This is a genomic window from Desulfomonile tiedjei, assembly GCA_016212925.1.
Taxonomy (GTDB): Bacteria; Desulfobacterota; Desulfomonilia; order Desulfomonilales; family Desulfomonilaceae; genus JACRDF01.
Genome location: JACRDF010000037.1, coordinates 1 through 26592, shown reverse-complemented (window position 1 = coordinate 26592; position 26592 = coordinate 1). Strand labels below are relative to the sequence as shown.

21 protein-coding genes are annotated in these 26592 nt (G+C 54.6%); 16 read left to right on the top strand and 5 right to left on the bottom strand.

The window, feature by feature from the left end; translation table 11 throughout:
- Nucleotides 1-18: 18 nt before the first annotated feature.
- The 4 genes from HY913_15000 to HY913_14985 all read right to left on the bottom strand — a co-directional run bounded on the left by HY913_15000 (nt 19) and on the right by HY913_14985 (nt 5664).
- A complete protein-coding gene (locus HY913_15000; GenBank protein ID MBI4964584.1) occupies nt 19-1554 on the bottom strand; it encodes an AMP-binding protein in 1536 nt (511 codons plus the stop codon).
- A 354-nt stretch (nt 1555-1908) separates the two neighbouring features.
- The gene (locus HY913_14995) at nt 1909-3138 is read right to left on the bottom strand and encodes an ABC transporter substrate-binding protein (protein ID MBI4964583.1); all 1230 of its coding nucleotides are present in this window, start codon (nt 3136-3138) and stop codon (nt 1909-1911) included.
- 275 nt (nt 3139-3413) lie between these two features.
- A complete protein-coding gene (locus HY913_14990) occupies nt 3414-4253 on the bottom strand; it encodes an SDR family oxidoreductase (GenBank protein MBI4964582.1) in 840 nt (279 codons plus the stop codon).
- 1036 nt (nt 4254-5289) lie between these two features.
- Nucleotides 5290-5664, bottom strand: a complete 375-nt coding sequence (locus HY913_14985) for a hypothetical protein (GenBank protein MBI4964581.1) — start codon at nt 5662-5664, stop codon at nt 5290-5292.
- A 293-nt stretch (nt 5665-5957) separates the two neighbouring features.
- Here HY913_14985 and HY913_14980 point away from each other — a divergent pair, with 293 nt between their 5' ends.
- The 16 genes from HY913_14980 to HY913_14905 all read left to right on the top strand — a co-directional run bounded on the left by HY913_14980 (nt 5958) and on the right by HY913_14905 (nt 25676).
- On the top strand, nt 5958-6584 hold the full coding sequence (locus tag HY913_14980; GenBank protein MBI4964580.1) for a DedA family protein: 627 nt from the start codon (nt 5958-5960) through the stop codon (nt 6582-6584).
- 490 nt (nt 6585-7074) lie between these two features.
- Nucleotides 7075-11124, top strand: a complete 4050-nt coding sequence (locus HY913_14975) for a response regulator (GenBank protein ID MBI4964579.1) — start codon at nt 7075-7077, stop codon at nt 11122-11124.
- Between the two features lie 53 nt (nt 11125-11177).
- Complete coding sequence (locus HY913_14970) at nt 11178-13460, top strand: response regulator (protein ID MBI4964578.1); 2283 nt, start codon at nt 11178-11180, stop codon at nt 13458-13460.
- Nucleotides 13461-13538: 78 nt separating this feature from the next.
- Complete coding sequence (locus tag HY913_14965; protein MBI4964577.1) at nt 13539-14951, top strand: sugar transferase; 1413 nt, start codon at nt 13539-13541, stop codon at nt 14949-14951.
- Nucleotides 14952-15093: 142 nt separating this feature from the next.
- On the top strand, nt 15094-16395 hold the full coding sequence (locus HY913_14960; protein MBI4964576.1) for an ABC transporter substrate-binding protein: 1302 nt from the start codon (nt 15094-15096) through the stop codon (nt 16393-16395).
- A 291-nt stretch (nt 16396-16686) separates the two neighbouring features.
- Nucleotides 16687-17604, top strand: a complete 918-nt coding sequence (locus tag HY913_14955) for a branched-chain amino acid ABC transporter permease (protein MBI4964575.1) — start codon at nt 16687-16689, stop codon at nt 17602-17604.
- Nucleotides 17592-18596: a branched-chain amino acid ABC transporter permease gene (locus tag HY913_14950; protein ID MBI4964574.1), complete on the top strand. Its 1005-nt coding sequence runs from the start codon at nt 17592-17594 to the stop codon at nt 18594-18596. Before HY913_14955 ends, HY913_14950 begins: the two co-directional genes overlap by 13 nt.
- Nucleotides 18596-19342 (top strand): ABC transporter ATP-binding protein, encoded by a 747-nt coding sequence (locus HY913_14945; protein MBI4964573.1) that lies wholly within the window; start codon nt 18596-18598, stop codon nt 19340-19342. Before HY913_14950 ends, HY913_14945 begins: the two co-directional genes overlap by 1 nt.
- Nucleotides 19343-19389: 47 nt before the next feature.
- On the top strand, nt 19390-20094 hold the full coding sequence (locus tag HY913_14940; GenBank protein MBI4964572.1) for an ABC transporter ATP-binding protein: 705 nt from the start codon (nt 19390-19392) through the stop codon (nt 20092-20094).
- A 137-nt stretch (nt 20095-20231) separates the two neighbouring features.
- On the top strand, nt 20232-20591 hold the full coding sequence (locus tag HY913_14935; protein ID MBI4964571.1) for a 4Fe-4S binding protein: 360 nt from the start codon (nt 20232-20234) through the stop codon (nt 20589-20591).
- Nucleotides 20584-21717: a 2-oxoacid:acceptor oxidoreductase subunit alpha gene (locus HY913_14930; GenBank protein ID MBI4964570.1), complete on the top strand. Its 1134-nt coding sequence runs from the start codon at nt 20584-20586 to the stop codon at nt 21715-21717. Before HY913_14935 ends, HY913_14930 begins: the two co-directional genes overlap by 8 nt.
- Nucleotides 21718-21719: 2 nt before the next feature.
- The gene (locus HY913_14925) at nt 21720-22568 is read left to right on the top strand and encodes a 2-oxoacid:ferredoxin oxidoreductase subunit beta (protein MBI4964569.1); all 849 of its coding nucleotides are present in this window, start codon (nt 21720-21722) and stop codon (nt 22566-22568) included.
- Nucleotides 22565-23179, top strand: coding sequence for a 2-oxoacid:acceptor oxidoreductase family protein (locus HY913_14920; protein ID MBI4964568.1), 615 nt, complete (start codon nt 22565-22567; stop codon nt 23177-23179). Before HY913_14925 ends, HY913_14920 begins: the two co-directional genes overlap by 4 nt.
- A gap of 48 nt (nt 23180-23227) precedes the next feature.
- Complete coding sequence (locus HY913_14915; protein ID MBI4964567.1) at nt 23228-24019, top strand: LamB/YcsF family protein; 792 nt, start codon at nt 23228-23230, stop codon at nt 24017-24019.
- Entirely contained in the window at nt 24016-24723 is a 708-nt protein-coding gene (gene pxpB, locus HY913_14910; GenBank protein ID MBI4964566.1) for a 5-oxoprolinase subunit PxpB, read from the top strand. Before HY913_14915 ends, pxpB begins: the two co-directional genes overlap by 4 nt.
- Nucleotides 24720-25676, top strand: coding sequence for a biotin-dependent carboxyltransferase family protein (locus tag HY913_14905; GenBank protein ID MBI4964565.1), 957 nt, complete (start codon nt 24720-24722; stop codon nt 25674-25676). Before pxpB ends, HY913_14905 begins: the two co-directional genes overlap by 4 nt.
- Here the strand turns inward: HY913_14905 and HY913_14900 are convergent.
- Complete coding sequence (locus HY913_14900) at nt 25645-26136, bottom strand: dual specificity protein phosphatase family protein (GenBank protein ID MBI4964564.1); 492 nt, start codon at nt 26134-26136, stop codon at nt 25645-25647. The two genes, HY913_14905 and HY913_14900, sit on opposite strands and share 32 nt — an antisense overlap.
- Nucleotides 26137-26592 lie beyond the last annotated feature (456 nt).

Genomic DNA, 26592 nt, shown 5'->3' with positions numbered 1-26592 from the left:
TGCGTCTTTATGGTGAAATCATATCCTCGTGTCTCGTCCGGACCAGTACGGTTCTCGAAGGACTCGCTTCAGGGTTTTTCCCGCAACGCTGCGAGGAAAATCATCCATCACTACTACCGATGATACCTTTTGAAAGCGCGCTTCTATTCGTTCATTGATCCAATCACGCAGCTCGTCCGTCGTTGCAGCCCCCGGGTGGCTTAACACCACGGCAGCCATCGGGGTCTCCCCCCACTTGTCGTGCGGAACGCCAAAAACAGCCACTTCCGAAACCGCGGGATGCTGCACGGCTATTTCCTCGATATCTCGCGGATAAACGTTGATTCCGCCGGAAATAATGAGATCCTTCTTACGATCCACGAGGTACAGAAAGCCGTCTTCATCGACGTATCCCATGTCGCCGCTGTACAACCAACCGTCAATCACAGCCTGGGCTGTCAGATCCGGCCGTTTGTAGTATCCCGCCATGAGTATGGGGCCGCGACCCACGATCTCACCCACTTCTCCCGGGGCCGCGTCTTGGCGCTGCTCGTTGACGATCCGCATTTCGAAAAACTGAGGCGGCGATCCGACTGAAGCGGATTTGCGAACAGCGTCATTCTTATCCAGGATGGTCACAAAGCCTTCCGTCAGCCCGTAAAGCTCATAGAGCCTGCCTGGCAGGACGCGATTGAGTTCGTCCTTATATTCGTTGTGCAGCGGGGCTCCCACCGAACCCAGCATCTCCAGCGACTGCAAGGTTTCCGCGGAAAAGTGCGGTGTATGAAGCATGGCAATGATCTGGGAGGGGACCATGATGGTATGCGTGACTCGTTCCCGCTGAATAGTCTCGATCATTTTCTGAGGGTTGAACTGGCGTTCGAGAATATACGTCGCGCCTGCAAAAAAAGCAGGCATCAGGGTAACGAACGCGCCGTTGAACACCAAGGCTCCAGCATGCAATACTACGCTTTCCGGCGAAAACCGAAATGAAGACGCGAAAATCGTGCCGTACATCGCCCTGATATAATGTGTGTGAACGATCCCTTTGGGCTGCCCCGTTGTACCGCTCGTGTACATGATATTGTAAGGATCTGAGTCATTGACTTCGATACCTTCGGGATCGTTGTCGGCCGCTGCGGCCTTCAACGCGTGATAATCCTGATAATCGCCGGAGTTGTCTCCGTCGGTCATCAGATACCGCTCGCGATGGATCGAAAGATCGGGACGTACGGCGTCGAGATGTTCCTGAAACGAGGAATCGGTGATGACCACCGCGGAATCCGAATCCTGGAGCATGGTGATCAGGCCTTTGCCTCGGGTCATAGTGCTCAACGGAACCATGACCGCCCCTATCTTAGCTACGGCCCAATAGGTTTCCAGGAGTTCAAGGGAATTGGGCAAGATGGTTGCGACCTTGTCTCCCTTCACTATTCCCAAATTCAGAATGGCGTTCGCCAGCCTGTTGACGCGCTCGTTGAACTCACGCCAGGTGAGCCTGTTTTCCTCGAACACCACGGCTAAATGGTCGGGACGGTAGCGGGCGTGGCGAGTTGTCAATGTCCCGATGTTCATGCAATCCTCCCTGAGCACTATCGTTGTTGAACAAACGCGAACACACATTCGAGGCGGAGGCTGGCCCCTGAAGCATTGTGCTTCAGGAGCCAACCGTGACAACTTATTATTTCCCCGAATCATTCACTTGGAAAAGAATGCAACTGTCATTGCGAGGGCGCAAGCCCGAAGCAATCTCCAGTGATGGCAGATGTGTCAGGTGGGACAGGTTTTCAGCCTGTCTGTAAGAATGACCGGCAGGATGCCGGTCCCACCAAGATGCCCGTCCCGCCGAAAACGAGATTGCTTCGTCGTTTCACTCCTCGCAATGACACCGGTATGTCCCGGTGACTCGTTGTCAACGGCATAATCCCGTTATTTCTTTTGGGCCTGGAGCTTCTTGACCTCTTCCACGGGCAGCCAGACCTTTTCCGCCGGTACTTCCTTCACATCCTTCATGATGAGGAACTCTTTGTAGTTTGGATCCTTGGTGGTCACGCCTACGTAAATGCCGACATTGGCCATGTGATCTTCAGCGCGAATGTAACGCTCGCCCCTCAAAGATTTGAACTTGAGCCCCCCGAGGACCTTTACGACCTGCTCGGAGTCGGCACTGTTTGCTTTCTTTATAGCCTCGGTCAAGGCAATCATGCCGTCATAGGCCATGAGAGCCCAGTCCGCGGGCCATTCCTTGTATTTGTCGAAGTATTTCTTGGAGAATTCTTTCATCTGAGGCGTATCGACCGCATAAAACGGACAGCGTGCATAACCCGTCAGATCTTCAGGCAGGTCCTGTCCGACCGCTCTAAGGAAATCCAGGTCAAAAAGAGAGCTGAAAGCGGCCTGTTTGAAAACTCCGTAAGGCTTGCCCTGCTTTACGAACGTGCTAAGTTGGCCGCCCCAGAAGGCGGAATAGATCGCATCCGGCTTCTTGGCCATAAGTGTGGGAATAAACGGGGAAAGGTTTGATTCTCCGATCTTGACCCACACCGTCTCTACGATCTCGGCATCGGGTTTGAGCTTCGCCATTTCCGCCTTAAAGGCACTTAGATTGTCGTGGCCGTACGCATAGTCAGGACCACAAAGACCATATTTCTTGTACGGCTTTTGGGAGAGAAATAGGGCCATTCCACGACCCTCAATCCCGGTGTTAGGGACCACCTGGAACATGTAGGGCTGAAAATCAGTGGTGGTCAGCGCCTCGGTATTTGAGGTGTGGAAGTACACGATTTTCTTGAACTCGCCTGCCACCTTCGTTACGGCCAGAGCCACCGCGCTGCTGGTGGGTCCAATGAGAAAGTCGCACTTTTCGCTGAGGATAAGCTCCCTGGCCATATTTGCGCCAATATCGGGCTTCAGTTGGGCGTCGCGTACCACCAACTCCAGTTTCTTGCCCAGAACTCCGCCCGCGGCGTTGGCCTCCTCAATAAACATGTCAAGCGCAGCTTTCTGGGATTTGTAAAAGGTCGCGCCGATGCCTGAGACGTCCGCGACAAATCCGAGCCGGATGGTGTCTGCTGCCGTGGCCGCACTCGCGGCGACCAATCCGCCGATCAGCAGCATGGACAAGAAGAGTGCAGCGATTCCAGTTCCTTTAATTCTCATTTTGCCCTCCAGATTGAGATTGTTGTAAGGTGCGAGGGACCCTCGACGAGCCGAAGATCCCCACTCAAACAAGCGCGCCATACGAGTTCGCTTTTCATCCGTGAATATCCCGCAAGCTTGACAGGGCAGCTTCGCTCAGATCGCTTTTGCCACTGACGGCTCCGCCTGGCGTCACTTTGGAAACCGCCGCAAGTGCCGCCAACCGTCTTTATGGCAAGGAAGCAAACCACCATCAGCCGGCGCCTTCGGGGCCGCGCGTGAAAATGTTGCCGTGATCAATAGGTCAGGACTACCCCACCGTCGAACAAGAGGTCCCCGCCCACCAAATACTTCGCGTGCCTGGAGAAACCGAAAATGAACAAGTTGGCCGATTCGATGGGCGACATCATCTCCTTCACCCGTGATTTGCCCATCATCACGTCGCTGATCACTTCCTCTTCTGAAATTCCGCGCTGTTGGGCCTGAGCGGGAATTTGCCCCAACGCCAGCGCGGTTTTCACAAAGCCCGTGCTTAGGGTGAAAGATCGGATGCGGCCTTCGCCCTCAGCAGATATGGACTGCGACAGTGCCCGCAGGCCGAATTTGGCAATGTTGTAAACAGGCTTGTTTACGGTGCAAATATGGGCATGAATGGACGCCATGTTCCCAATGACGCCAGTTCCCGAGTCACTCTTCTTCATGTGGGGTATACAGAGTTTGGAGAGCAGGAAAGGGGCTCTAAGCATAATCCTTTGCATAAGGTCATACTTTTCCATGGGAAAGTTTTCTATGGAATCGATGTGCTGGATGCCGGCTATGTTTGCCAGATACTTCACGGTCCCGATTTTAGCCGCCTCGGCAACCGCATGCTCTATCTCTTCATCGCGAGTGAGATCCGTCGGGATAAAGATCATTTGGCCGCCCACATCACGGGCCATCTTCTGAGTCTTTTTCCCTTCTTCGTTATTGATATCCAGCCCTATGGTCATCAGGCCGTTGGCCGCGGCCGCAACCGCGATGGCTCGCCCGATCCCTCCGCTGGCTCCGGTGACAATGCACACGTTGCGGGAATTGAAATCGTCTTCGACTAAAACGAGGATGTCTTCGCGTCTGATCTTAGGTTCGGAGATATCCATACTTGCCACTCCCCGTTCGTGTGAATATGAGGTGTGATGCCTCGAGGGATGCAAGTGACATGCCAGCCAAAAGAGGTGTCGGAGTGGAGACACCATGCACGCACTATCGCGATATAAATCAACTAGATATAAACCCCAGGTAATTGACGCCGAGGCCCCGGCCTGCCACAAGGAGTGTGCTGGCGACAATGTTTTGTATCAAATTGACTACACATCTGCGCGAGTGCATAAAGTTCGCAGGACTGAGATCAGGCATTTTTCCGAATGGCTGTCATGGCAATTCCCGATCAAAAGGTTACTGAGTTGAAGGCTGTCATGGAAAGACTGTCTCAGAACCGAGTTTTAGAGAAGCACAGTGTCACAAATTGACCGGCAGCCCCGGAAGGTGGGTAACCCGGCGTCTCCTGCCTTCGGGTGCCTCAGTCATGAGAGGTCCGGACCTGTTATATATGAACCGAATTATCGGCCACGTACGGCGCGCACGGCGTGGGCCCCTACTACAAGGATTGATTCGGCCGTCAGACCTTCTGTCGCTACACAGCCCGGACGTAGTAAGAGACTGTCTCAGAATTGGTGACCGGAGGATTTCTTGTGTAGGGCGCTTCGAGAAGCGCCCTGATTTCGGTCGGTTCACGAACCGCCCCTACCGGTGCTATCGCAGAATCCTCGATTCTGAGACAGTTTCTAGTAACGTCCGGGCCACCCCGTGCTTAACATGATGGCCCGTCGTAGTTTCATGCTGAGGTGGTCTCGGAACGAGGAGTGGATTTTGGTAACACATGCAATTGGACGGCTACTTGATGCCGAGCTAGTTGACGCATGAGTACATTGTAGACAAATTGATACACCCAGTATAAGGAGGTTTTCCTGAAAACCCATTTGGCCGGCCTCTCGCCCCGCCGTCAGCTTCGAAAAACAGTTCGCGGGACGAGATCCGCAGGCTAACCGGAATTCCGGACTCAGCCTCGAAGGGACAAACCTTCTCCTCAACTTCCCGGCCGGCGCTTGTTCAACACACCGGAATGCGCCCTAGTTGTCAGTACAGGTAGCTATCACCCGACTGAAAATTGTAGCACCTGTACTTATAACCGTTCCACACGCAGGTTTTGGTCGGCGTGTCCAGGTAGCTGCCGGAATAGCCATACCCCGAATAGCCGCTGGGGTATCCGCCATACCAACCGTAGCCCCGGCCTGGGAACCCGCCAAAGTACAGGCCGCCGCGGAATCCAGATCCACCGCCAAATTTGTGGACCTGCAGAACCGGTACGGATGCCTCGCTTCCTAGCGCGAAGACAGCGGTTGCCCCGAGCCCGAGCCCGGAACTCTGATCGGCCAAGCTCTGACCTGAAAAAAGGACCGTTATGGTCAGGGAAAGCAAACCTGCCAACAATATTATGCCTAAACGTCTCATTGTTTTTCCTCCCTACCGGCGTCAAAAAGCTGCGCGTCGATCGCCCCGAATCGAATACTCGCTCCGGGCGCCGCTTTTTCAAAAGGATGCACGCTCATAATTCCTACATCCGATGTGGAAACATCCTTTCTGACGCTTCTTGTCGGTACGTTGTCCACCCCGCATGTTAATGTCAAACTTGCAGATGCCGGAGGATCGCGTCCACCCTACAATGGCCGGCGCAGCCCTTTACGGGTTTGCATTGAACAGTGTTTGGGATATAATACGCTGAATGATTAAGAGGGGTCTGAAATATGGTTCAACATTTGGCAGTGTATTTCACTTATTTAATTGAAAAGCTAGGATATTTCGGCGCGGGCTTTCTAATGGCCCTTGAAAGCATGGTTGCGCCGGTTCCCAGTGAGCTGGTGATGCCTTTTGTAGGATTCCTGGCTGTAGAAGGCAAGTTCTCGGTGCCCGCGGCTATTTTTGCGACCTCCCTAGGTTCCTTAATCGGGTCGCTCGTGTCCTATTACATGGGGTACTTGGGAGGCCGACCTTTTGTGTTGAAGGTCGGGCGCTATCTCTTCTTGAATAGAGAACATCTGGAGTGGACTGAGCGGTGGTTCGATCGGAACGGCTCGTGGACGATTCTGGTCAGCCGTTTCATACCTGTTGTCAGGCATCTCATATCAATCCCCGCGGGGCTGGGCAAGATGAGGCTTCTGCCTTTCTGCCTGTATACCGCAATCGGCGCGACGATCTGGAACACCTTTTTGCTCATTTGCGGATACAAATTGAGACAGAATTGGACGTTGGTGGAACAGTACTCCCACGAGGTGGATTTGGTCGTGGCCGCCGCGCTTGTGCTGGCTGGAATCTGGTTTGTCGTGACACATCTCCGACGTGGCCGGGCTTTCGCCGTCACAAACGGCAAGTGACCAGAAGCGGTCTACAAATTGTGTCTAAACAGTGCTGTGACGATTTGTTTATAGGCATTGCGAATTAGTCGATCTTTTCCTCGTTCCCGGGCTGGAGCCCGGGAACGAGATGGATAACGATTATCAGGCCAATGCGGCGAGAAACGCCCTAATGTTTTGAGAACTCCTGTCTTAGTAATTCATTCATCGCTCGCATCGAGCGAATCCTGCCGGACGAATGGTCCCCCGGTTAGCAGCCCTGTTTTTGCTCTTTTTATTTCCAAAACATTCGACTATTCTGGTCTAAATTGATCTGATACGAGTTCTCTTTCAAAACGATGAAGACGGTTGGAGGTCGCTTCCGGCAGGCCTCCTCCGCTGCGGACGGCATAGCCCGACTTCGCTACGGAGGCCTGCCGGAAGCGACCTTGGCACACTTCGGGAGTCTTCACCGACGGAAAGCGAAGTCGTGTGAAGTGAGGTCATTTATCTCAAATGCCAGGACAACTGCATGAATGACAAGGAATTCCCAACTTTCAGCGAATCTGAGGAGGATGATACCTCCACCATAAGGTTTGGGAAACTCGATACCGCGGTTACCGAACCCATCCTACTGGACGACATGTTGTCCGAAGATGTCACATCATCGGGGAGCTTCGACTTCAGGCGCTTCCGCAGAACAGCCTTCGGGAAGCTTCTGAGCGGCCTTCCGATTCCTGCTCTCTTGATAGATCAGGCCTGGTCCATAGTTTTCTGCAACCAGGCGTGCCACAAGACCGTCCGTGACATGGAGAGTTTTGTTGGCTCGCAGTTCAGGTCCCTTTTTCCTATTCCTGACGAATTGAGCGGTGCCCAGAAATGCCTGGAAAAGGTTTTCGAAGAGCGAAAACCCGTTACGTGGGAAGGTCTGGTTCAGTTGGGTGAAGCTCAGATATGGGGACGGTTGTATTTCCGATCGATCAGGCTCGGCGAGGACAGGCTGGCAATGGTTCTTATAGAGGACCTGACGATTGAGAAAAAGCAAATAATTCTCAATGAAAAGTATCGCCAACTGGTCAACATAGTCCCTGTCGGAATAGCCGAGTTTGCTCTCGCCAACCCGATCTCGCCCCGTACAGGAAGGCCGGAGTTACTTTCCAGAATCGTGGAAGCAAGACTGGTCGACGGGAATGCCGAATTCGCAAGGCTCCACGGTCTGGGAAATGTCCGCGACCTGCGGGAATCACCACCGGGAGTATTGTTGAAGTCTCTGCCCGACTATGGCCCTCTGCTCGAGGTGTGGGTGAGACACGGATGCGGAATTTGGAACGGAGAGTCCAAGGAAAACCTACCGGAGGGGACAGTCAGGTACACTGAAAATACCTTGATTGGCAACATCGATAACCGTCTTCTTAGGGGATTCTGGATGCTCAGCCGCGACATCACACAGCGCAGGCTCCAGGAAGAAGCTTTGAAGGAAAGCGAAAAACGCTTTCGACAGCTCTACGACAATTCCCCCATAATGAAGCACTCCATAGACGAACAAGGGATTATCCGCAATGTGAATCAACAATGGCTGACGGAGCTTGGCTATAGCCGTGACGAGGTAACAGGGACCAGAATAGATAGTTTCATGACGCCCGAGTCGGCACATCGCGCGTTTTCTACTGTTCTTCCACAGTTTTGGCGTGACGGGCGAATTAGCAACGTTCCGTATCAATATGTCAAAAAGGACGGGACCGTTATAGACGTGATCCTGGATTCGATAGCAATTAACGATCCCCAGTGGGGCCGCGTGAGTTTATCCACCGTTCGGAACATAACCGATCGCAAAAGGGCGGAAGAGGAGGCCGCGCGCACAAAGTCCCTGCTGACGACGATAGTGCAGAATCTTCCTACCGCGATCTATCTGAAGGATGCCGATAAATTACGTTACATCCTGTGGAACAAAGCAAGTGAACACCTCTTCGGTTATCCAAGCGAAGAAGTGATGGGCAAAACGGTTTACGATTTATTCCCGGGCGGTCAGGCGGATTCCTTTACCGCACAAGACCAGCGGGCGCTGAAAAACAGAACTCTGTTGGACATACTCGAGGAGCCTGTAGACACTCGAAAAATGGGCACACGGATAGTGCATTCAAAAAAACTGCCCATATTCGATGTGAACGGCAGGGCTAGGTTTCTGCTGGGAATTTCCGAAGACATCACAGATAGCAAAAGGGCTGAGCAGGAGATCATTGAAGCCAGGGAAGAAGCAGCGGCCGAAGCGAACAAGCTGCGCTCGATGATCGAAGGGATGGACGCGGGAATTGTCATGGCTGATGGCAACGACATCATAACTGAAGCCAATAGCTGGTTCCTTGAAAAGATGAACCTGCGGCGGGACCAAGTGGTGGGAAAAAGTTTATGGGGTTTTCACCCCAATGCGGGAATCGCGGACAGAGTGCGGCAGATGCTGGAGGACTGGAAGAGCGGTAAAAGAAAATCCGGTATGGTCTCCAACACAAACATGGCAGGAATGAAGGTGGCCTTGGGCGTTCAACCCATAACCACGGGAGATGTCTATGCGGGAGTCATCCTTAACGTAACCGACGTGACCGACCTGATAGAGGCCAGGGTAGCCGCTGAAGCGGCCAACCAGGCCAAGAGCGACTTCCTTGCAAGCATGAGCCACGAGATCCGCACCCCCATGCACGGAATTATGGGTATGACGGAACTGGCCCTGCAAACTGCTCTTACGGACGAGCAACGAGAGTACCTGGAAACCATCAAGCTTTCGGCCGATTCACTTCTGGCCGTGATAAATGACATCCTGGATTTTTCCAAAATAGAGGCAGGAAAATTTGACCTTGAACCGATTGAATTCAATCTGCGGGACACAATAGCCTCCACCCTCGAATCAATGCGCGTTCACGCTCAGACCAAAAATCTCAGTTTGGTGGCCCAGATCGCGTCGGATCTGCCAAACCCTCTGGTCGGAGACCCGGGGCGTGTGAGACAGATCCTGGTAAATCTACTGGGAAACGCTATCAAGTTCACAGAATCGGGTCAGGTGACGGTGCGGGTGGCGGTGGATTCTCTGACGGGCACGGATCTGGTCCTGCATTTCGCTGTGTCGGACACTGGAATCGGCATGCCGGAATCGAAACTGGAAGAGATCTTTGCTCCATTTACACAGATCTCCACAGGAATGTCTCGAAGGTACGGAGGCACAGGCCTGGGTCTGGCCATTGCCAAAGAGCTTGTAGGAATGATGGACGGGAGGATATGGGTGGACAGCCAGGTTGGATCAGGGACCACGTTCCATTTCACCGCAAGGTTCAGTGTCAAGGAAAAACCTGCCGGAACTATGAGTCTCCCTGCCTGCAATCTGGATCTTCACGAGCTTTCCGTCTTGGTTGTTGACAACAATGTAACAAACCGCCGCATTCTGGAAGACATGCTAAGACATCTGGACATGCGGGCCACGACATGCGAAAGCGCTGCAGCAGGACTTGCCAAGCTGGATCAAATCAGAGATTTGGGCCTATGCTTTCCCGTGATAATTGTTGATGCCCAAATGCCGGAGATGGATGGGTTCGCGTTCGTTGAACAGGTCAACAAGATTCCCGGCTTGCCGAAACCGACTCTCATAATGTTGACCTCCGCAGGGCGGCGACAAGACATTGAGCGGTGCAAGGAATTGGGCATCTCCGCTTACCTCACGAAACCGGTAAGGCAAACGGAATTGTTTCGGGCCATCAGAACAACTCTGGAAATGTCTACAACGGAAGCCTCAGAAACCAGCCTCGTTACCAAACATTCCCTGCCTTCCATGGAACGGCCCCTGTGCATTTTGCTCGCGGAGGATAACCTGGTGAATCAAAAGCTGGCAACACGCATGCTGGAGCAAAAAGGCCATTCAGTGGTTGTGGCATCCAATGGGAAAGAGGCTCTCGAAGCCCTGGCCCATGGGCAGTTCGATCTGGTACTCATGGATGTGGAAATGCCGGAGATGAGCGGTTTTGAAGCGACAGCGGCCATCCGGGAGCAAGAGAAGGCCACCGGGGCGCACACGCCCATCATAGCTGTTACCGCCCATGCCATGAAGGGAGATATGGAACGTTGTCTGGAAGCAGGCATGGACGGTTACCTCGCCAAACCGATCAGGAGCGCGGAGCTATTTGAAGTCATCCGAAAATTTGCCAGGAATACTCAAGAAGGCCGTGCCCTTTCATCCCGCCGAAATACCCTTGAGCCGGCGCTGGACAAGTCGGCGCTCATGAATCAGGTCGGTGGCGATGAAGGATTTGTTCGGCAGTTGGCCGTACTGTTCTTGAAAGAATCTCATGATCAGTTGTCCGCATTGGAACAGTGCGTAAAGGACCGCGATGCTGACGGAATTGCCCGTTACTCTCATAGTCTCAAGGGCGCCCTGGGATCTCTGCATGCGGCGAGGGCAGCGCAAGCGGCTCTAGAACTGGAACAGCTTGCCAGGCGCGGGGACGTTGATCGGGCCGCGGAAGCGTTTGACACATTGAAAAAGAAAATCGAAACTGTGAGGGCTGCTCTGGAAAAGTTAGGCCGCTGGGATTCACAATGATGCAGCCGGCGGAAATCATGTCGAGAAATTGCGCTGTGGAGTTGGACAAATAGATGACAAAAGGGAAGTCTGAAATCCTGGTCGTGGAGGATAGCCCGACTCAGGCTGCGTTGCTGAAACACCTGTTGCGAGGCCGCGGCCATGAAGTAACCGTGGCTAATTCGGGGAAAGAGGCCTTGTTGGCTCTGGCTCGCAAAAAGCCCGATCTGATAATCAGCGACGTGATCATGCCGGAAATGGACGGGTTTGAACTGGCCCTTGCCACCAGACAAGACCGCAATTTGTGCGACGTGCCGATCATGCTGTTGACTGCCTTGACCGATACCCAAGATATTATTCGCGGTTTGGAGGCAGGAGTTGATTACTATCTGACCAAGCCGTACGACAACGACTACTTGCTGGCTCGGGTCCAAGCAATCCTTTCCGATTCTTTAGCCCAGCCGGGCGTCCAGGAAGAGCTTGAGTTCGTCGTAAAGGCGGACCGCGAACCCCACACCATAAGGTCCACACCTCAAAGACTGGTAAATTTGTTGCTCTGTACATACGAGAATTCAGTGCAGATAAACCGGAGTCTAATCAAGGCCCAGGAAGAGTTGTCAATCCTCAATCAGCAACTGGAGGCCAAGGTTCGAGAGAGAACCGCGAATCTGCAACGGGAAATAGAACAGAGAACACGAGCTGAACGGGATTTGCTGAAGGCCCATGATGAACTTGAACGGCGAGTGCAGGAGCGCACAGCGGAACTGGCCTCGGCAAATACGCAACTACGAAACGAAATGCGTCAACGCGAGGCGGCCGAAGAGGCCATACGTAGAAGTGAGCGCAAGTTCCGCCTACTGGTTGACAACTCTCCCATCGGGATCATTTACGCGGATCGGCAAGGGAACATCCTTGGCGTGAACCGCCGACTGGTGGAAATCTTTGGGGCACCTTCCGCGGAAGACGCCGAGTCTTTAAATCTGCTGAGTTCGCCCGCTCTGGTGACGTCCGGAATTTCGGATCTCCTCAACGAGGCCATGGAACACGATCGCGGGGTAAGGGCCGAGTTCCCGTACAAGAGCATTTGGGGAAAGGAAGTTTACTGCAGAATAGTGGTAACCCCCATGCGAACGACCGACGGCGAGGTCTACGGAAGTCAAGCGGTAGTGGAAGACATCAGCGACACCAAGAAAGCTGAGCGAATAATGTTGGAAAGCCAGCGCGCCAACGCTCTGGCCGAGTTGGGGGGACTGGTGGCCCACAACTTTAACAATGTGCTCCAGGTTGTCATAGGAGGGGCACAACTGGCTTTGACCAATCTTGAACTGGGAAACCTGGATGATATAAGGAATTCGCTTCAACAGATCTTGCAGAGCGCCTTTGGAGGAGCCGAGACCGTTAAACGGCTGCAGTACCTGGTGCGAGTCCAGCCCGAAGAAGAATCTTTGGACAAGGTCTTCGATCTCTCGCTGACGGTTCATCGTGCGATAGAAATGAGCAGGCTTTGGTGGCAAACCAACCCTGAGAAATTCGGCATCAAGGTGTTGGTAGACCGGTATCTGGGGGAGGGATGCTTCGTCAGAGGCAGTAGTAACGAACTCTTTGAAGTGGTCGTGAACCTCATCAGGAATGCAACAGAGGCGCTACCCAATGGCGGTAGAATTACCGTGAAAACTTTCGCCAAGGACGGTAAATCAATTCTGCAAGTGGCCGACGACGGTGTCGGCATACCCGAGCAAGACCTCGGCAAAGTATTTGACCCTTTCTGGACCACCAAAGGATTGCCCGGGAGCGGCATAGGACTCTATTCAAGCCGAATGATCATCGCCAAGAATGGAGGTGACATCTCCGTCGAAAGTCGCGAGGGAGCGGGCTCGACAGTGACGGTCACCCTGCCTCTCTGCGCTCGTCCCGAGGAAAAACCGGAAGCGGCCCGCGGGGATGAACCAAGGAGCAAACTCAATATCCTGCTGATTGATGACATGAAACCGGTTCTAACCATGCTCCAGGAAGGGCTGGAACTCCACGGACATAAGGTCTACTCGGCATTATCGGGCAACAAAGCCCTTGAGATCTTCAAACAGAGGCAGATCGATATAGTAATTTGTGATCTGGGTATGCCCGAGATGAACGGGTGGCAAGTCGGTCAGGCTATTAAAGGTTATTGCGCGGAAAACGGCAAGCCGAAGTCGCCGTTTATACTGATAACCGGGTGGAGCGGGCAGCAGAACGCAAAAGACAGAATAGCCGAAAGCGGCGTGGACGCAGTGGTCGAGAAGCCCGTGGAACTCAGCCGGCTACTGGACCTGGCCGGCAAAATACTCGCTGAACGGCTGCGAGAGACTGGTGCCGAATGAACGATGAGTCCAGGCCGGAGGCAGGCGGCCCCGCTCGTCCGGATAGGCCGCCGTGTTAGTAAGAGGGTGTGATTACACGTGTACAAGCAGTATAAGCCGTACCAGTATTTTCTGGTAATAGCGGACTTTTTCCTCATAGTAGCGATTTTAGTCATTGCGGTGAAATTACGACCGCTTCTGCCGGGGAAAACCATTCTGGCCGCTGACACATTTGCCGATTTTAGCCATTTCTGGCCGATGTTTCTCGCAGTCCCCATTCTTTTCCACATTGTTTTTGCAATGACAGGGGTGTACGAACTCTCACGAGTACCTTTTTTTTCCCTTCAGATCTCTCGCTTGGTGTCGTCTTACCTTCTCGCTGTGCTTGTGGCCGCGGGGTTTTTTTATTTCACGTACAGAGAGGTATCCAGGCTCCTGGTTGTTTATTTCAGCCTGATCACCTTTGCAGCCATGGTTGCTGAGCGCTATCTTCTAACGCTGTTTATGGCGAAGCGTGCGACGATGGCTGAACGGACCAACGTTTTGATTGTGGGTGGTACTGAAAGAAGTATTGCCCTGGCAGAGAGGTTGTTCCAGCAATATGGCTCGGTCTATAACCTGGTCGGCCTCGTGGACAGTGGGGACGGTTTTGACAGTGCTCTCCCGGCCCCTTTGATAGGCACCATTGAAGATCTGCCGCGACTTGTCCGAGAGCATGACATTCAATTGGTCCTCATAGCCCTTACGAGGAGCAAATACCAGGAAGTGGAAAAGCTGATCGTCGATCTTTACCCTCTTCCGGTACGGATCTATCTAATCCCCGACGTGTTGGAATTAAGCCTTCGGCATTCTGAAGTAGAGACATTCGCAGATGTTACCGTTATAGGTATCAGAGAACCTGTCATACAGGGTGCCCAAAGGGCCGTTAAAAGGATCTTTGATGTGGTCGTAGCCTCGGTGGCGCTGATTTTGAGTTCGCCTCTGTGGCTGGTGATTTGGATAGCCATTAAAATGGATTCTCCCGGACCTGCCATTTTCAAAACAGACAGAATAGGAGAAAACGGCAAAATCTTCACCATGTACAAATTTCGGACCATGGTGGTTGGGGCGGCTAGACTTCAGGATAAGGTCATGGCTTTGGATAAGGACGGGGAGCCCGTGTACAAGCTTTCAGTCGACCCGAGAATCACCGGAGTGGGCAGGTGGTTGAGACGTTGGTCTCTGGACGAGTTGCCTCAGTTCATTAATATTCTCAAAGGGGAAATGTCCCTCGTGGGCCCAAGACCCGAGCAGGCTTTCATCACCCAGGACTACGACGCTTCACAATGGCCGCGGCTTTCGGTGCCGCCCGGATTGACCGGATGGTGGCAGGTCTCCGGGAGAAGCGACCTCCCTCTCCATTTGAACACCCAGTATGACCTCTATTACGTGCGGAATTATTCCTTTGTCTTGGATTTGAAAATCATTCTCAAAACCATCGGCGTTGTTCTCCGGGGTAAGGGCGCTTACTGAACCTTGGGCGACTGTTCGGGATATCAAAGCCGTTCATGCGAAAAGCCTTGACACTCCTGGTTACCGTCCCTTACATTCAGCCAGAATGTAAGATTTGACTAGCTTAATAATGCTTTTCTAGCCACTGGAGGGAGGAGTGACCATGCCGCGCAGACTCTTTGTGTCAGTCCTGGCAATAATGCTGGGGATCGCCCTGAGCTTTCCGGCAGGGGCGGTCGAAGAAATCAAAATCGGTGTGCTTTATCCCTTGACCGGCGGTGCGGCCGCGGAGGGCAAGGAACTACGGGACGGCGCCGAGCTGGCCACCGAAATCGCAAACAACGCGAAGTCTGAACTGAGCATGACAATGGCCAAAAACGCGGGTATCAAGTCCCTCGGCGGGGCCAAAATCAAGCTGATAATTCAGGATCATCAGGGCAACCCCCAACTGGGCGCGGACCTAGCCAAAAAACTGATCCAGGACGACAAAGTAGTCGGATTGATGGGAGCTTACCATTCAGCTGTCACCAAGACCGTGGCCGCGGTTGCCGAACGTTACGGCGTACCCCTGATCAACGAGTCCTCTACCAGCCCGGCGCTCACCAAGGAAGGAAACAAGTGGTTCTGGAGGACCACGCCCCATGACACCACTTTCACAAACGATCTGTTCGTGTTTCTGGAGGGCTTGACCCAGGGCAAGGTCAAAGGCGTAAAGGCCTTTGACAAGAAGGACCTCCTGCCGGTAGTCTCCGCGTGCGAGAAAACCGAGTGGGGCTCCAACGTGGATGCAGCCATAAAGGAACTGGGGAAAGCCAAAGGCTTCGAACCCCAGGTGAGTCTGTTGTACGCGGCCAAAGCCCCGGACCTCTCGTCGGAAGTTCAGAGTCTCCTTGCCCCCAAGCCCGGCACCATGCTGTTCGCTGGTTACGGAGCGGACGCTATTCTCATGGTCAAGACCCTGAAGTCCATGAAAGCCAAGCCCAAGGTGATTTGGGGCCAGGACGCGGGATTTGAAAGTCCCGAGTTTGTCTCGACTCTCGGGGACGATGTGGAAGGAATCCTCACCCGCACCGTGTTCAGTCCTCGTGTGGGAGATGTCAAGAAGGTCGCCAAAGAGGTAAACGACCTGTACAAAGCCAAGACCGGCCGCGACCTTAGCGGAGCGTCAGCCAGGAGCTTCACCGCCACTCAAGCGTGGGTCCATATCCTGGAAAAGGCCGGTTCCACTAAGCCGGAGGCCATCCAAAAGGCGGCCAATGACATCAAGATCGACGCGGACGAGCTGATTGTGCCTTGGAAAGGGATCAAATTCTCCACCAGCGGCCAGGACCTGGGCCAGAATGAGCTGGGCACGGGCATGATCGGACAGTACCAGAAGGGCAAAGACGGGAAGATGATCCTGGAAATCGTCTACCCATTTGAACTTGCCACCACGAATATGATTTATCCTGTCAAAGGGTGGTAAGAGGTGGCCGTCGAGGCCATCGCCATGAATTCGGTAGGCATAAGATCATTAGTAGGGCAGGCCTCCGTGCCTGCCCGAGCCGAAATCAGGCAGTCAAGGCCGGGCGGACGCGGGGGTCCGCCCCTACGCAGCCGCTGATTGACCTCAAGCCGAGATGTACGGTCCCACGCGAGTTCGGCATGAGAAATCGGACGTCATTTTCGGCAGCCGACATAATTTGTTGAAAAGTTCGGGAGACCCCTAAAAGTTTCCCGCGGCCATCCTTTTCATTCGCTCGCACAAAAATAAACAATGGAAGATCTGTTTATTCAAATATCCAAGGCCGTGGTCGCGGGCCTGATGATGGGCCTGGTCTTTGGCCTGGTGGCTCTGGGTTTGACGATAATCTTCGGTGTCATGGACATCGTCAACTTTGCCCACGGCGAATTCCTGATGATCGGGATGTATGCCGGCTTGCTCACCGCGACATTACTTCGCGTGGACCCTCTAGTGGGATTGCCGGTGGCCGCGGTGGTCGGGATCCTGCTTGGCCTCGTTTGCTATTACAGTCTGGTGCGGTTTCTTTTGCGAGGGCCGATAGTGGCTCAGCTCTTCGGGACCTTCGGCCTCATGCTTTTTCTGCGCAATGTAGCTCTCATGGTAATGGGCGCGGAGCCGCAAAGCCTTCATCATGGGATTTTGGTGGGCAAGTCTTTTGTCGTGGGCCCTGGAATGGTCATAGAGCTTACCAAACTGGCCGCGGGCGTGTTGTCACTGGCGGCCTTTGCAGGAACGTGGTGGCTGCTGAATCGGACCAAGATAGGCAAGGGGCTGACAGCGACCGCGCTGGACGGTCAGGCGGCTCGTTATATGGGGATTCCCACCGAGAGGATGAACGCTTTCGCGTGGGCATTGGGGGGAGCTACGGTCTCTGTGGCGGGGGCATTACTGGTGAACTTCTGGCCCGTGGACCCGAATGTGGGACTTTTGTTCACGATGATAGCGTTTACCACCGTGGCTTTAGGGGGCTTCGGTTCCATTCCCGGCGCTGCGCTGGCCGGTTTGATTGTGGGGATGATGATCAATATCGCGCCCATGTGGGACGCGTGTGCCGTGTACTTGGAGATGGAGGTCGGATGGCTTCATCAATTCAAATACTCTTTTGTTTACCTGGCCTTCTTTCTTATCATGGTCTTTAGACCTCGAGGACTCTTCGGTTGGAAGCACTGAAAAGCGCCTTTGATTTTTCAGATTTTCCCAGAACCGACATCTGGGTGGCCAGAGCGGTTGCCGCGGGTCTGCTGGTTTTCCCGCTGCTCCCGCATTCCAGCTTTGCCATGGCCACGATGATTCAGTTTCTGATGTTCTCCGTGTACGGAATGGGATGGAACACCATTGGCGGGTACGGAGGACAAGTGGACCTGGGCAAGGCGCAATACGTAGGCATCGGTGCATATACCACGGCTGTCATGATGATCCGCTGGGACGTGCCCTTCTGGTTCTCGTTGCCCATCGGAATGGGCCTTGCGGTCTGCTGGAGCTTCATAATCGGCTATCCCCTTTTTCGTTTGAAAGGCCATTACTTTGCCATCGCCACCATAGCAACTTCACTGATTCTGAAGGACGTTTTTGAGTCTTGGTCCTTCATCGGCGGGGCAAGGGGCCTGAAGATCCCTCTCAAAGGAGAGATGCCGAACTTCCTCTACATTCAGTTTCGCGAGGACTACTACTATTACTACATTATGTTAGGCTTTTTTTTTATTGGGCTTTTTTATCTCAATTGGTTCCGGCACAGCCGCATCGGGTTTCAACTGCGCTCTATTAAGGACAACGAGGACGTTGCAAAGAGTCTGGGCATCGATTCGCACTGGTCAAAGATAAAGGCATACGCGGTTGCAACAGCTTTTGTGGCCGCTGTTGGCTCGTTTCACGCTTGTTACAACTTCAATATCGAGCCCGAAGATGTCATGAGCCTGGATCTGTCGGTGCTCATAGCATTGATGGCCATGTTGGGCGGTGCAGGGAGCCTATTCGGACCCATAATCGGCGCGGCTGTTCTGGTTCCGATGAAGAACTATCTCGGGGCATGGTTCGGGGCCAGGGCCGGACTTGTAGGACTGGACCTCATCATCTATGCCACCATCATAATGGTGATTGCTGCGTTTGAGCCCCGAGGGATCTGGGGGCTGATCACCCGCCTGCGGGAACGGCGGAGCGACTGATGGCCCTTCTAAAGGTTGAAAACCTCGGCATGATGTTCGGAGGGCTCCACGCCAACAGGGACATTTCCTTCGAGGTCGCGGAAGGTGAACTCGTCGGATTGATCGGTCCGAACGGGGCCGGGAAATCGACGCTTTTCAACTGCATGGCTGGGCTTTATGAGCCAACTTCGGGAACCATCTATTTTAAAGATCAAGACGTGACCGGCTTCAAACCCTATCAGATGGCTCGCTTGGGGCTGGCGAGAACTTTCCAGGTCTATGTTGCGACAGGGGACCTGAGCGTCCTTGAAAACGTCATGGTCGGCAGCTTTCTCAGGACCAGGTCGCGTTTGGAGGCCAAAGCCAAGGCTGAGAGCCTGATGGAGAAAATGGACCTTGTTGACCTGTCGCAAGCGCGGCTGGCCAACTTGCCGGTCGCGGCCCAGAAAAGAGTCGTCATGGCCACAGCGCTGGCCACCGATCCTGCTCTCCTACTGCTCGATGAAGTGGCAGCAGGCTTGAATCCATCGGAAATCGAGCAAATGATGGAAGTAATCCGCTGGGTGCGCGCGGATTTGAACATCACGGTGATTCTCATCGAACACGTAATGGAGCTGGTCATGAACCTTTCTCATCGGGTGTTGGTTCTTGATACCGGCCGGCTTATCGCCGAAGGCGAGCCGAAGGAGATCGTGCGCAGGCCTGAGGTCATCAAGGCTTATCTGGGTGAACGATACGTGGCCGAACACCTTGGGAAGATGTCCTGACAAGCGAGTTGGACAGGAGAACTGATTTGGACCCAACCACCGACCCTATCCTGAAGTTGGAGGATGTCAAAGTCCGCTACGGCGCGGCTCCGGTGGTTCAAGGAGTCAGTCTTGAAGTGTTTCCAGGTGAGACGGTTTCTGTCGTCGGTTCCAACGGGGCCGGCAAATCCACTCTCCTCAAGGCTATAATGGGCTCTCAGCCCGCGCACGCGGGACGAATATTCTTTGATGGGCTGGAAATCCAGGATCGTCGCACCGAAGATATAGTGCGAATGGGCGTGATTTACGTGCCGGAGGATCGGAAGTTGTTCAAGCCGCTGTCGGTGGAGGAGAATCTCCTGCTGGGCGCTTACACCCTGGATGACGAAGAACGGAAAAAGGCTAATCTGGAGTCCGTGTATCAGCTGTTTCCTGCACTGAGTCATCGGAAGGAACAGGCTACAGCGACCATGTCTGGTGGCGAGCAGCAAATGGTGGCCATCGGCCGCGGACTTATGAGCAATCCCAGGATATTGATGCTCGATGAACCGTCCCTGGGCCTGGCTCCCCTGTTGGTGGACGAGGTCCTGGATACGGTGCGAAGGCTCAAAGAGCAGGGGCTGACCATCCTGCTTGTCGAACAGAATGTGCGAGAAGCTCTGGAGATCTCGGATCGGGCTTATATACTGCAAACAGGCCGGATCACAGACCAAGGTCCCGCCAAGGACCTGCTCCGCTCGGATGAAATAAGGAAAGCCTTCTTGGGGTTGTGAGCCAACCGATTACGGGCTTTGCAAAAACGGGGTCGCGTGACCATCTTTTATAGTGCCATTTATTGATAATGGATGCCCCTAAGGCCTTGTACCCTTTATAACGCGTAGCGGCACAGTGAGGAAGTCAACCTAAAGCAATGTCCCGGAAGAGGAAAAGCGAAACCGTCAAATCAAAGAAAGAACTCCCTAATGTGAGCTTCTTCCCCGCTTGGTGCAAACGATGCGGGAATTGCGTGGCATTTTGCCCCAAGAATACGTTGGAAACCGATGAATGGGGCTACCCATACGTAGCCAGGCCTGAGAGTTGCATCAGTTGCCATCTGTGCGAAAAGCTCTGTCCGGATTTCGCGATAACCGTCGGGGAGAAGACCCCTCCCACTGAAGGCCAACGGACCGCGAGAGATTTGCCGGCTGACCGCAAGGCCGACGCGGGACGCAGCCACAGCCCTGAAAGGGTGGCTCGCACACCCAAGGCGGAGGAGGAAAACGATGCATAAAGGCCGTGGACAACTCCTCCAGGGAAATGAAGCCATAGTCTTGGGCGCCCTGGCAGCGGGCTGTAATTTCTTCGCGGGCTACCCGATTACTCCTTCCAGCGAGATCATGGAACTTATGAGCCGTGAATTGCCGGCAAGAGGAGATGTTTTCATTCAAATGGAGGACGAAATAGCATCTCTGGGCGCCTGCATCGGCGCAAGCCTGGCCGGCCGCAAGTCCATGACCGCCACGAGTGGACCCGGGTTTTCTCTCATGCAGGAGAACCTCGGGTACGCGTGCATCGCCGAGGTGCCTGTGGTCCTGGTCAACGTGATGCGAGGCGGACCGTCGACCGGCTTGCCTACCAACGTGGCGCAGGGCGACGTGCAGCAAGCTCGATGGGGGACCCACGGCGACCATCCCGCGATAGTACTCTGTCCCTCGACGGTCTCAGAATGCTTTCAGCTAACGGTGACAGCTTTCAATCACGCGCAACGTTTCCGAACGCCGGTTATTCTCCTGGCCGATGAGATGGTGGCCCATACCCGAGAAAAAGTGGTCCTGCCGGACCCCGGCGAGATTGAAGTGATTAGTCGCCGTCACCCTACAGTGCCGCCTGACTGGTATCTGCCGTACAAGACCGACGGGAGTCTGATTCCGATGCTGGCCGATCTGGGCCAGGGTTACCGTTACCATGTGACGGGGATGGTGCATGACGAGCGCGGATTTCCAACCCGCCGGCCTGACGAAACGGGACCGTTCCTGAATCGGCTGTTCGCAAAGATCAGCCGCCAGTTCGGCTACCTGGAGAACGTCAAACCCTTTCAATTGGATGATGCGGACGAACTCATTATTGCTTACGGTTGCATGGCCAGATCTGCAAGGGCCGCCGTACGTATGGGGCGAGAGCGCGGCTTGAAACTGGGGCTCTTGCAGCTTATGTCCCTCTGGCCTTTCCCACGCCGGGCCGTGTCGGAGGCGCTAGCCGGGAAAAGGGCGGCCGTTGTACCTGAACTTAATATGGGACAGCTTCGGCGGGAAGTTATGCGCGTGAATGACGGCCGTACAATAGTGCTGGGCCTTAGCAGGACGGACGGCACCATGATCGATCCGGACGACATTTTGAAACGCCTGCGTGAGGTGTAACAATGGAGCAAGTAAACCGCAGCGTTGTTTACGACTGGCTCCGCCACGACAAGAAATTCCCTCACGTCTGGTGCCCGGGCTGCGGACTTGGAATAATTCTGGGCGCGCTTGTCAGAGCACTGGTGAAAAGCGGTCTGAGTAAGGACGAGGTAGTGCTGGTCTCTGGCATCGGATGTTCGGGAAGGCTCCCTGTTTACGTGGATGTGGGTAGCGTGCACACCACTCACGGCCGAGCGCTGACTTTTGCTACGGGGATAAAGCTGGCAAAACCTGAACTCACGGTGATCACGGTCATGGGGGACGGTGACGCCCTTGCTATAGGCGGTAACCATCTCATTCACGCCGCCAGGCGCAACCTGGACATCATGGCTCTGATAGTCAACAATCAGAATTACGGCATGACGGGCGGCCAGTACAGCCCCACGACCCCATTTGGGGCCAGGGCTTCTACGGCATTGTATGGCCAAATCGAACCGCCTTTTGATATGAGTAGTCTGTGCGCTGCGGCCGGCGCGGCCTTTGTGGCTCGCTCCACAGTCTATCACGTGGACCAGATGGAAAAGCTCATGGGTCAGGCTATGACCCATCCGGGCTTCAGTGTTCTGGAAGTCCTTTCGCCCTGCTACACCAACTTTGGTAGGCAAAATCGGTTCGCATCGCATATAGAAATGATGAAAGAACTCAAAACATCCAGTGTTCCGATCAGTCGTTGGGAAAAGATGACCGAAACCGAGCGGGGAGGCCGCTTCTCCACAGGAGTGCTGGTTGACCGGGACCTGCCACGGTATTTGGATTCCTATCGCAGAGTCTGCGAGACCGCGGCAAAGCTGAAAGCCGAGGGCGAGTTATGAGCCGCAAGGACCTCTCTCCCTTGCCGTCCCTGCGCGTGGAAGTCCGGCTTGCCGGTTCCGGCGGCCAGGGAATTGTCCTTGCAGGACTGATTCTTGCCGAGGCCGCGGGAGTTTTCGACGGCCGTGAGGTGGCGATGGTGCAGTCTTATGGTCCGGAGGCACGTGGAGGTACCAGTAAAGCCGAAATCATCATCAGCGACAGCCCCATCGACTACCCGCTATGCACGCAGGTGGACCTTTTGCTCGCCATGAATCAGGAAGCCTGTGATGCTTTTTGCTGGGATCTCAAGCCCGGTGCTTTGGCAGTCGTGGACAAGGACCTGGTGAGCCATCCGCCGAGCAGCCGCGCAGTTGCATTGCCGTTTACGTCCGTGGCGCGCGACAAGCTCAAAAGGACCATGATGGCTAATGTGGTGGCTCTGGGTGCTGTCGCGGAACTCACCGGCCTCGTTACACGGAGATCTCTGGAAAAGTCGCTTCTGAACCGGCTTCCGGCCAGCACCCACGAGCTGAACAAAAAAGCGCTCGGTCTGGGCACACGCATGGCTAAGGCAATTTCGGGCAAACCGAGCGTGACAGAGGACGAGGACCTGGATGCCGAAAGCCTGTGATCAGACGATGGCTGCTCCAGCCGCATTTCCCGTTGAACAAGGTCAATCATGCAAGAAATAGATCTCAACTGTGACATGGGCGAGAGCTTTGGAGCTTACAAGCTCGGGCTCGACGAAGAAGTCATCAAATATATCTCATCGGCCAATATAGCCTGCGGCTGGCACGCCGGAGACCCCATGGTAATGGACCGTACGGTCCGACTGGCAGCCTCACATGGTGTGGGCATCGGCGCGCATCCGGGCTATCCGGACCTGATGGGCTTCGGGCGTCGCCAGATGGACTGCACAGGGACTGAGATACGGAACTATGTGATTTATCAGATAGGCGCTCTGAAAGCCTTTTGCGTTGCCAATGGCGTGAGGATGCGCCACGTCAAGCCTCACGGGGGCCTTTACTGGGCCGCGGCCGAGAGCCAGGCGGCGGCTGAGGCCGTAGTGGAGGCAGTGGCCTCTGTTGATCCTGAACTGATGTGTTTGGCTCTGGCAGGTCCCAAAGGCGAACTGATGGCCGCAGCGTGCCGGAGAGCCGGGCTTCAAATCGTGCGAGAAGCTTTCCCGGACCGCGCGTACACGCCTGAGGGCATGTTGACGCCAAGACGCCTGCCCGGCGCGGTGATCTCGGATCCGGAAGCGGTGGCGGCAAGGGCCTTAATGATAGCCAAGGAAGGCCAAATAGAGGCGGCCGAAGGGACTCGTATAAGGCTTGAGGCTCAGACCATCTGTGTCCACGGCGATAATCCCACAGCCGTGGACCTTGTCAGAGGCATTCGCCGGCTGCTTGAATCAGAAGGCGTTGCAGTTCGCCTTATGTGCATGGCCGCAGGTCCGGGGAAAACATGACCCCGCGGGTCTTTGAAAGGCCTGTAATCAGGATCGTTGGTGACATGGCCGCGCTCGCGGAGTACGGCGACGCCATCTCTCCCGAGATCAACCGCAAAGTCCGCGCCGTGGCTTTGGCTCTCGATCGGGAGAAACCTGCCGGGTTCATAGAAGTTGTCCCCACATACCGGTCCATATTAATCATCTACGATCCGACGGTCGTGAATTTGGAGGGGCTAACCGGGGTCCTCGTCAACCTGGAAAATCGCCTGGACAGCTTTGAAATCCCGGGCCCTAGAACGGTCGAGATTCCTGTTGCTTACAACGGCGATTTCGGGCCGGACATTGACTTCGTGGCAAAGCACGCAGGTCTGAGCGTCGCGGACGTGATTCGCATCCACTCTTCGCAAGCCTACCAAATCTACATGATAGGGTTCACACCGGGGTTTCCTTTCCTGGGGGGGTTGCCGGAGGAACTGCACACACCTCGGTTGGATACCCCCCGTCCTTTGGTTCCCGCTGGATCTGTGGGGATCGCGAACAATCAGACCGGCGTGTACCCCATAGAAAGCCCGGGTGGTTGGCGATTGATCGGTCGGACTCCTCTGACTTTGTTCAAGCCTTCTCGCAAGGACCCTTTCCTTTACCGCACCGGAGACCTGATAAGGTTCGTGCCCATTTCCACGGCGGAGTACCATCGGATTGCCGGGACGGAGGCCGACTGATGGAAATCTTCCGGGTTTTGGAACCCGGCGCATTTACCACCGTTCAAGACCTTGGGCGATACGGCTTTCAACAATTTGGCATTCCGATTTCCGGGGCGCTGGACAAGTCTTCATGTCGTATAGCCAACATGCTGGTCGGTAACCCGGAGTCCGCCGCGGTCCTGGAAATCACCTTCGTAGGGCCCAAGTTGGAGGTCTTGTCAGACGGTCTCGTTGCAGTTACCGGCGCGGACATGCCTGTGCTGGTAAATGGACTATCACAGCCCGGATGGGCGTCCGTTCAAGTCAGGCGCGGGGATGTCATAAGCTTCAGGGCGGCACGGCAAGGCGTCAGGGCCTACCTGGCCATCAGCGGAGGGGTCCTGGTGCCCATTGTGATGGGCAGCCGATCAACCTACACAGGTGGGAAGATCGGCGGAGTGCAGGGGCGTGCTTTACTCAAAGGAGACGTTATCTCTCGCGGCGAACCAGGGGCCGTTTCGCTCCGTCTGGTGCTTCCGGAAGCTCTCAGGCCGACCTTTAGCCGGGAGATAGCCTTGAGAGCAGTGCCCGGCCCTCAGAACCATTATTTCCACTCGGGGACCGAGGTGTTCTTCAACTCTGAGTTCTCCGTCACCTCGGAAGCAAACCGCGCAGGATACCGATTGGCAGGTCCTGTTATTCCTTTTGTGGAGGGCGTTCCCAAAAGCATCATTTCTGAAGGGAATATGCCGGGAATGGTCCAGGTTCCGGCGGCCGGACAGCCGATTATTGTCCTCGGAGAACAGACCGCGAGCGGGTACGCAAAAATCGCCACGGTAATTACAGCGAACCTTGATTTGGTGGCCCAGGCCAAGCCCGGCGATGTAATCCGTTTCGCCCGCGTTGATCTTGCCCAGGCGCACGCCGCGCGCTTTCGGTACGTTCAGAAACTTGAACACGTCAGGGCAATCTTCCAGGCCCAAATGAGTTGATCACATCCGAAGCATGTTTTCTTAGATATTTAAGGTGATAAGGTATTCGCGGCGAATCCGTGCCCCGGGCGTTCCTCAAGTATGAGAGCGTGTCATCTAATGTCATTCCTCTACTAAGGAGTACCAAAGCCGCTATCATTCCCGTCCTATCGAGGCCTTGCCTGCAATGGACATAGCTCGGCGCATTGCCCTGCACGGCCTGCGCAATTTCCAGGAGTCTCGTCACTCGAGGCAACCAGTAGGTCCACAACGGGAACCGCAGTTGGTTTGCGCCGGCAGGAAGTAAGCTTTCGTAGCTCTTGATGCCATACACCCACTGTTCGTCGCGTCTGGTCAGGTTTATGTAAGATTTGACGCCTTCCGCTGTCAGCCGCTGAATAGCCGCAACATCGGGATATCCTCCAGCCCAGACGCGGTCGCACAATTTGTAAATGAAGCATGAACGAATTTTGTGTATCATGGTATGAGCCCAAAAACTCCCTATTACTGTCCCGCGCTTGCTTGGATCGTTTGCCCCGAGCTTTCAGCCTGATTGTTCCGGTGGGCTTGCCATAGTATACCAAGGCCCCCGGTCGCGGGCAACGCTTCCCCTGAAGCAGTTGCAAGGAGTGTTTTCGCGTTAAAGAGAATCACTCTACAAATGGGCTGTTGAAAGCACTGAAATTTAGTTCAACTCAGAATCCCACGTGCTGGGCACGTGGTCAGAGTTCGTTGGCTCAGCCGGAAAAAATCCCCGATGTATCCGAGCAGGCTCGGAGTCACAGGACGTCGCCCCGGCGAAAGCCGGGGTCCAGGATTCGATGAAAATACTGGATTCCTGCTTCCGCAGGAATGACGGTAAAAGGCGTCGCACTAGAGGCAGGCTGCCTCAATCAACGTCAGTGGCCCCCTATGGGGGCCGACCGCAAGGCCACGT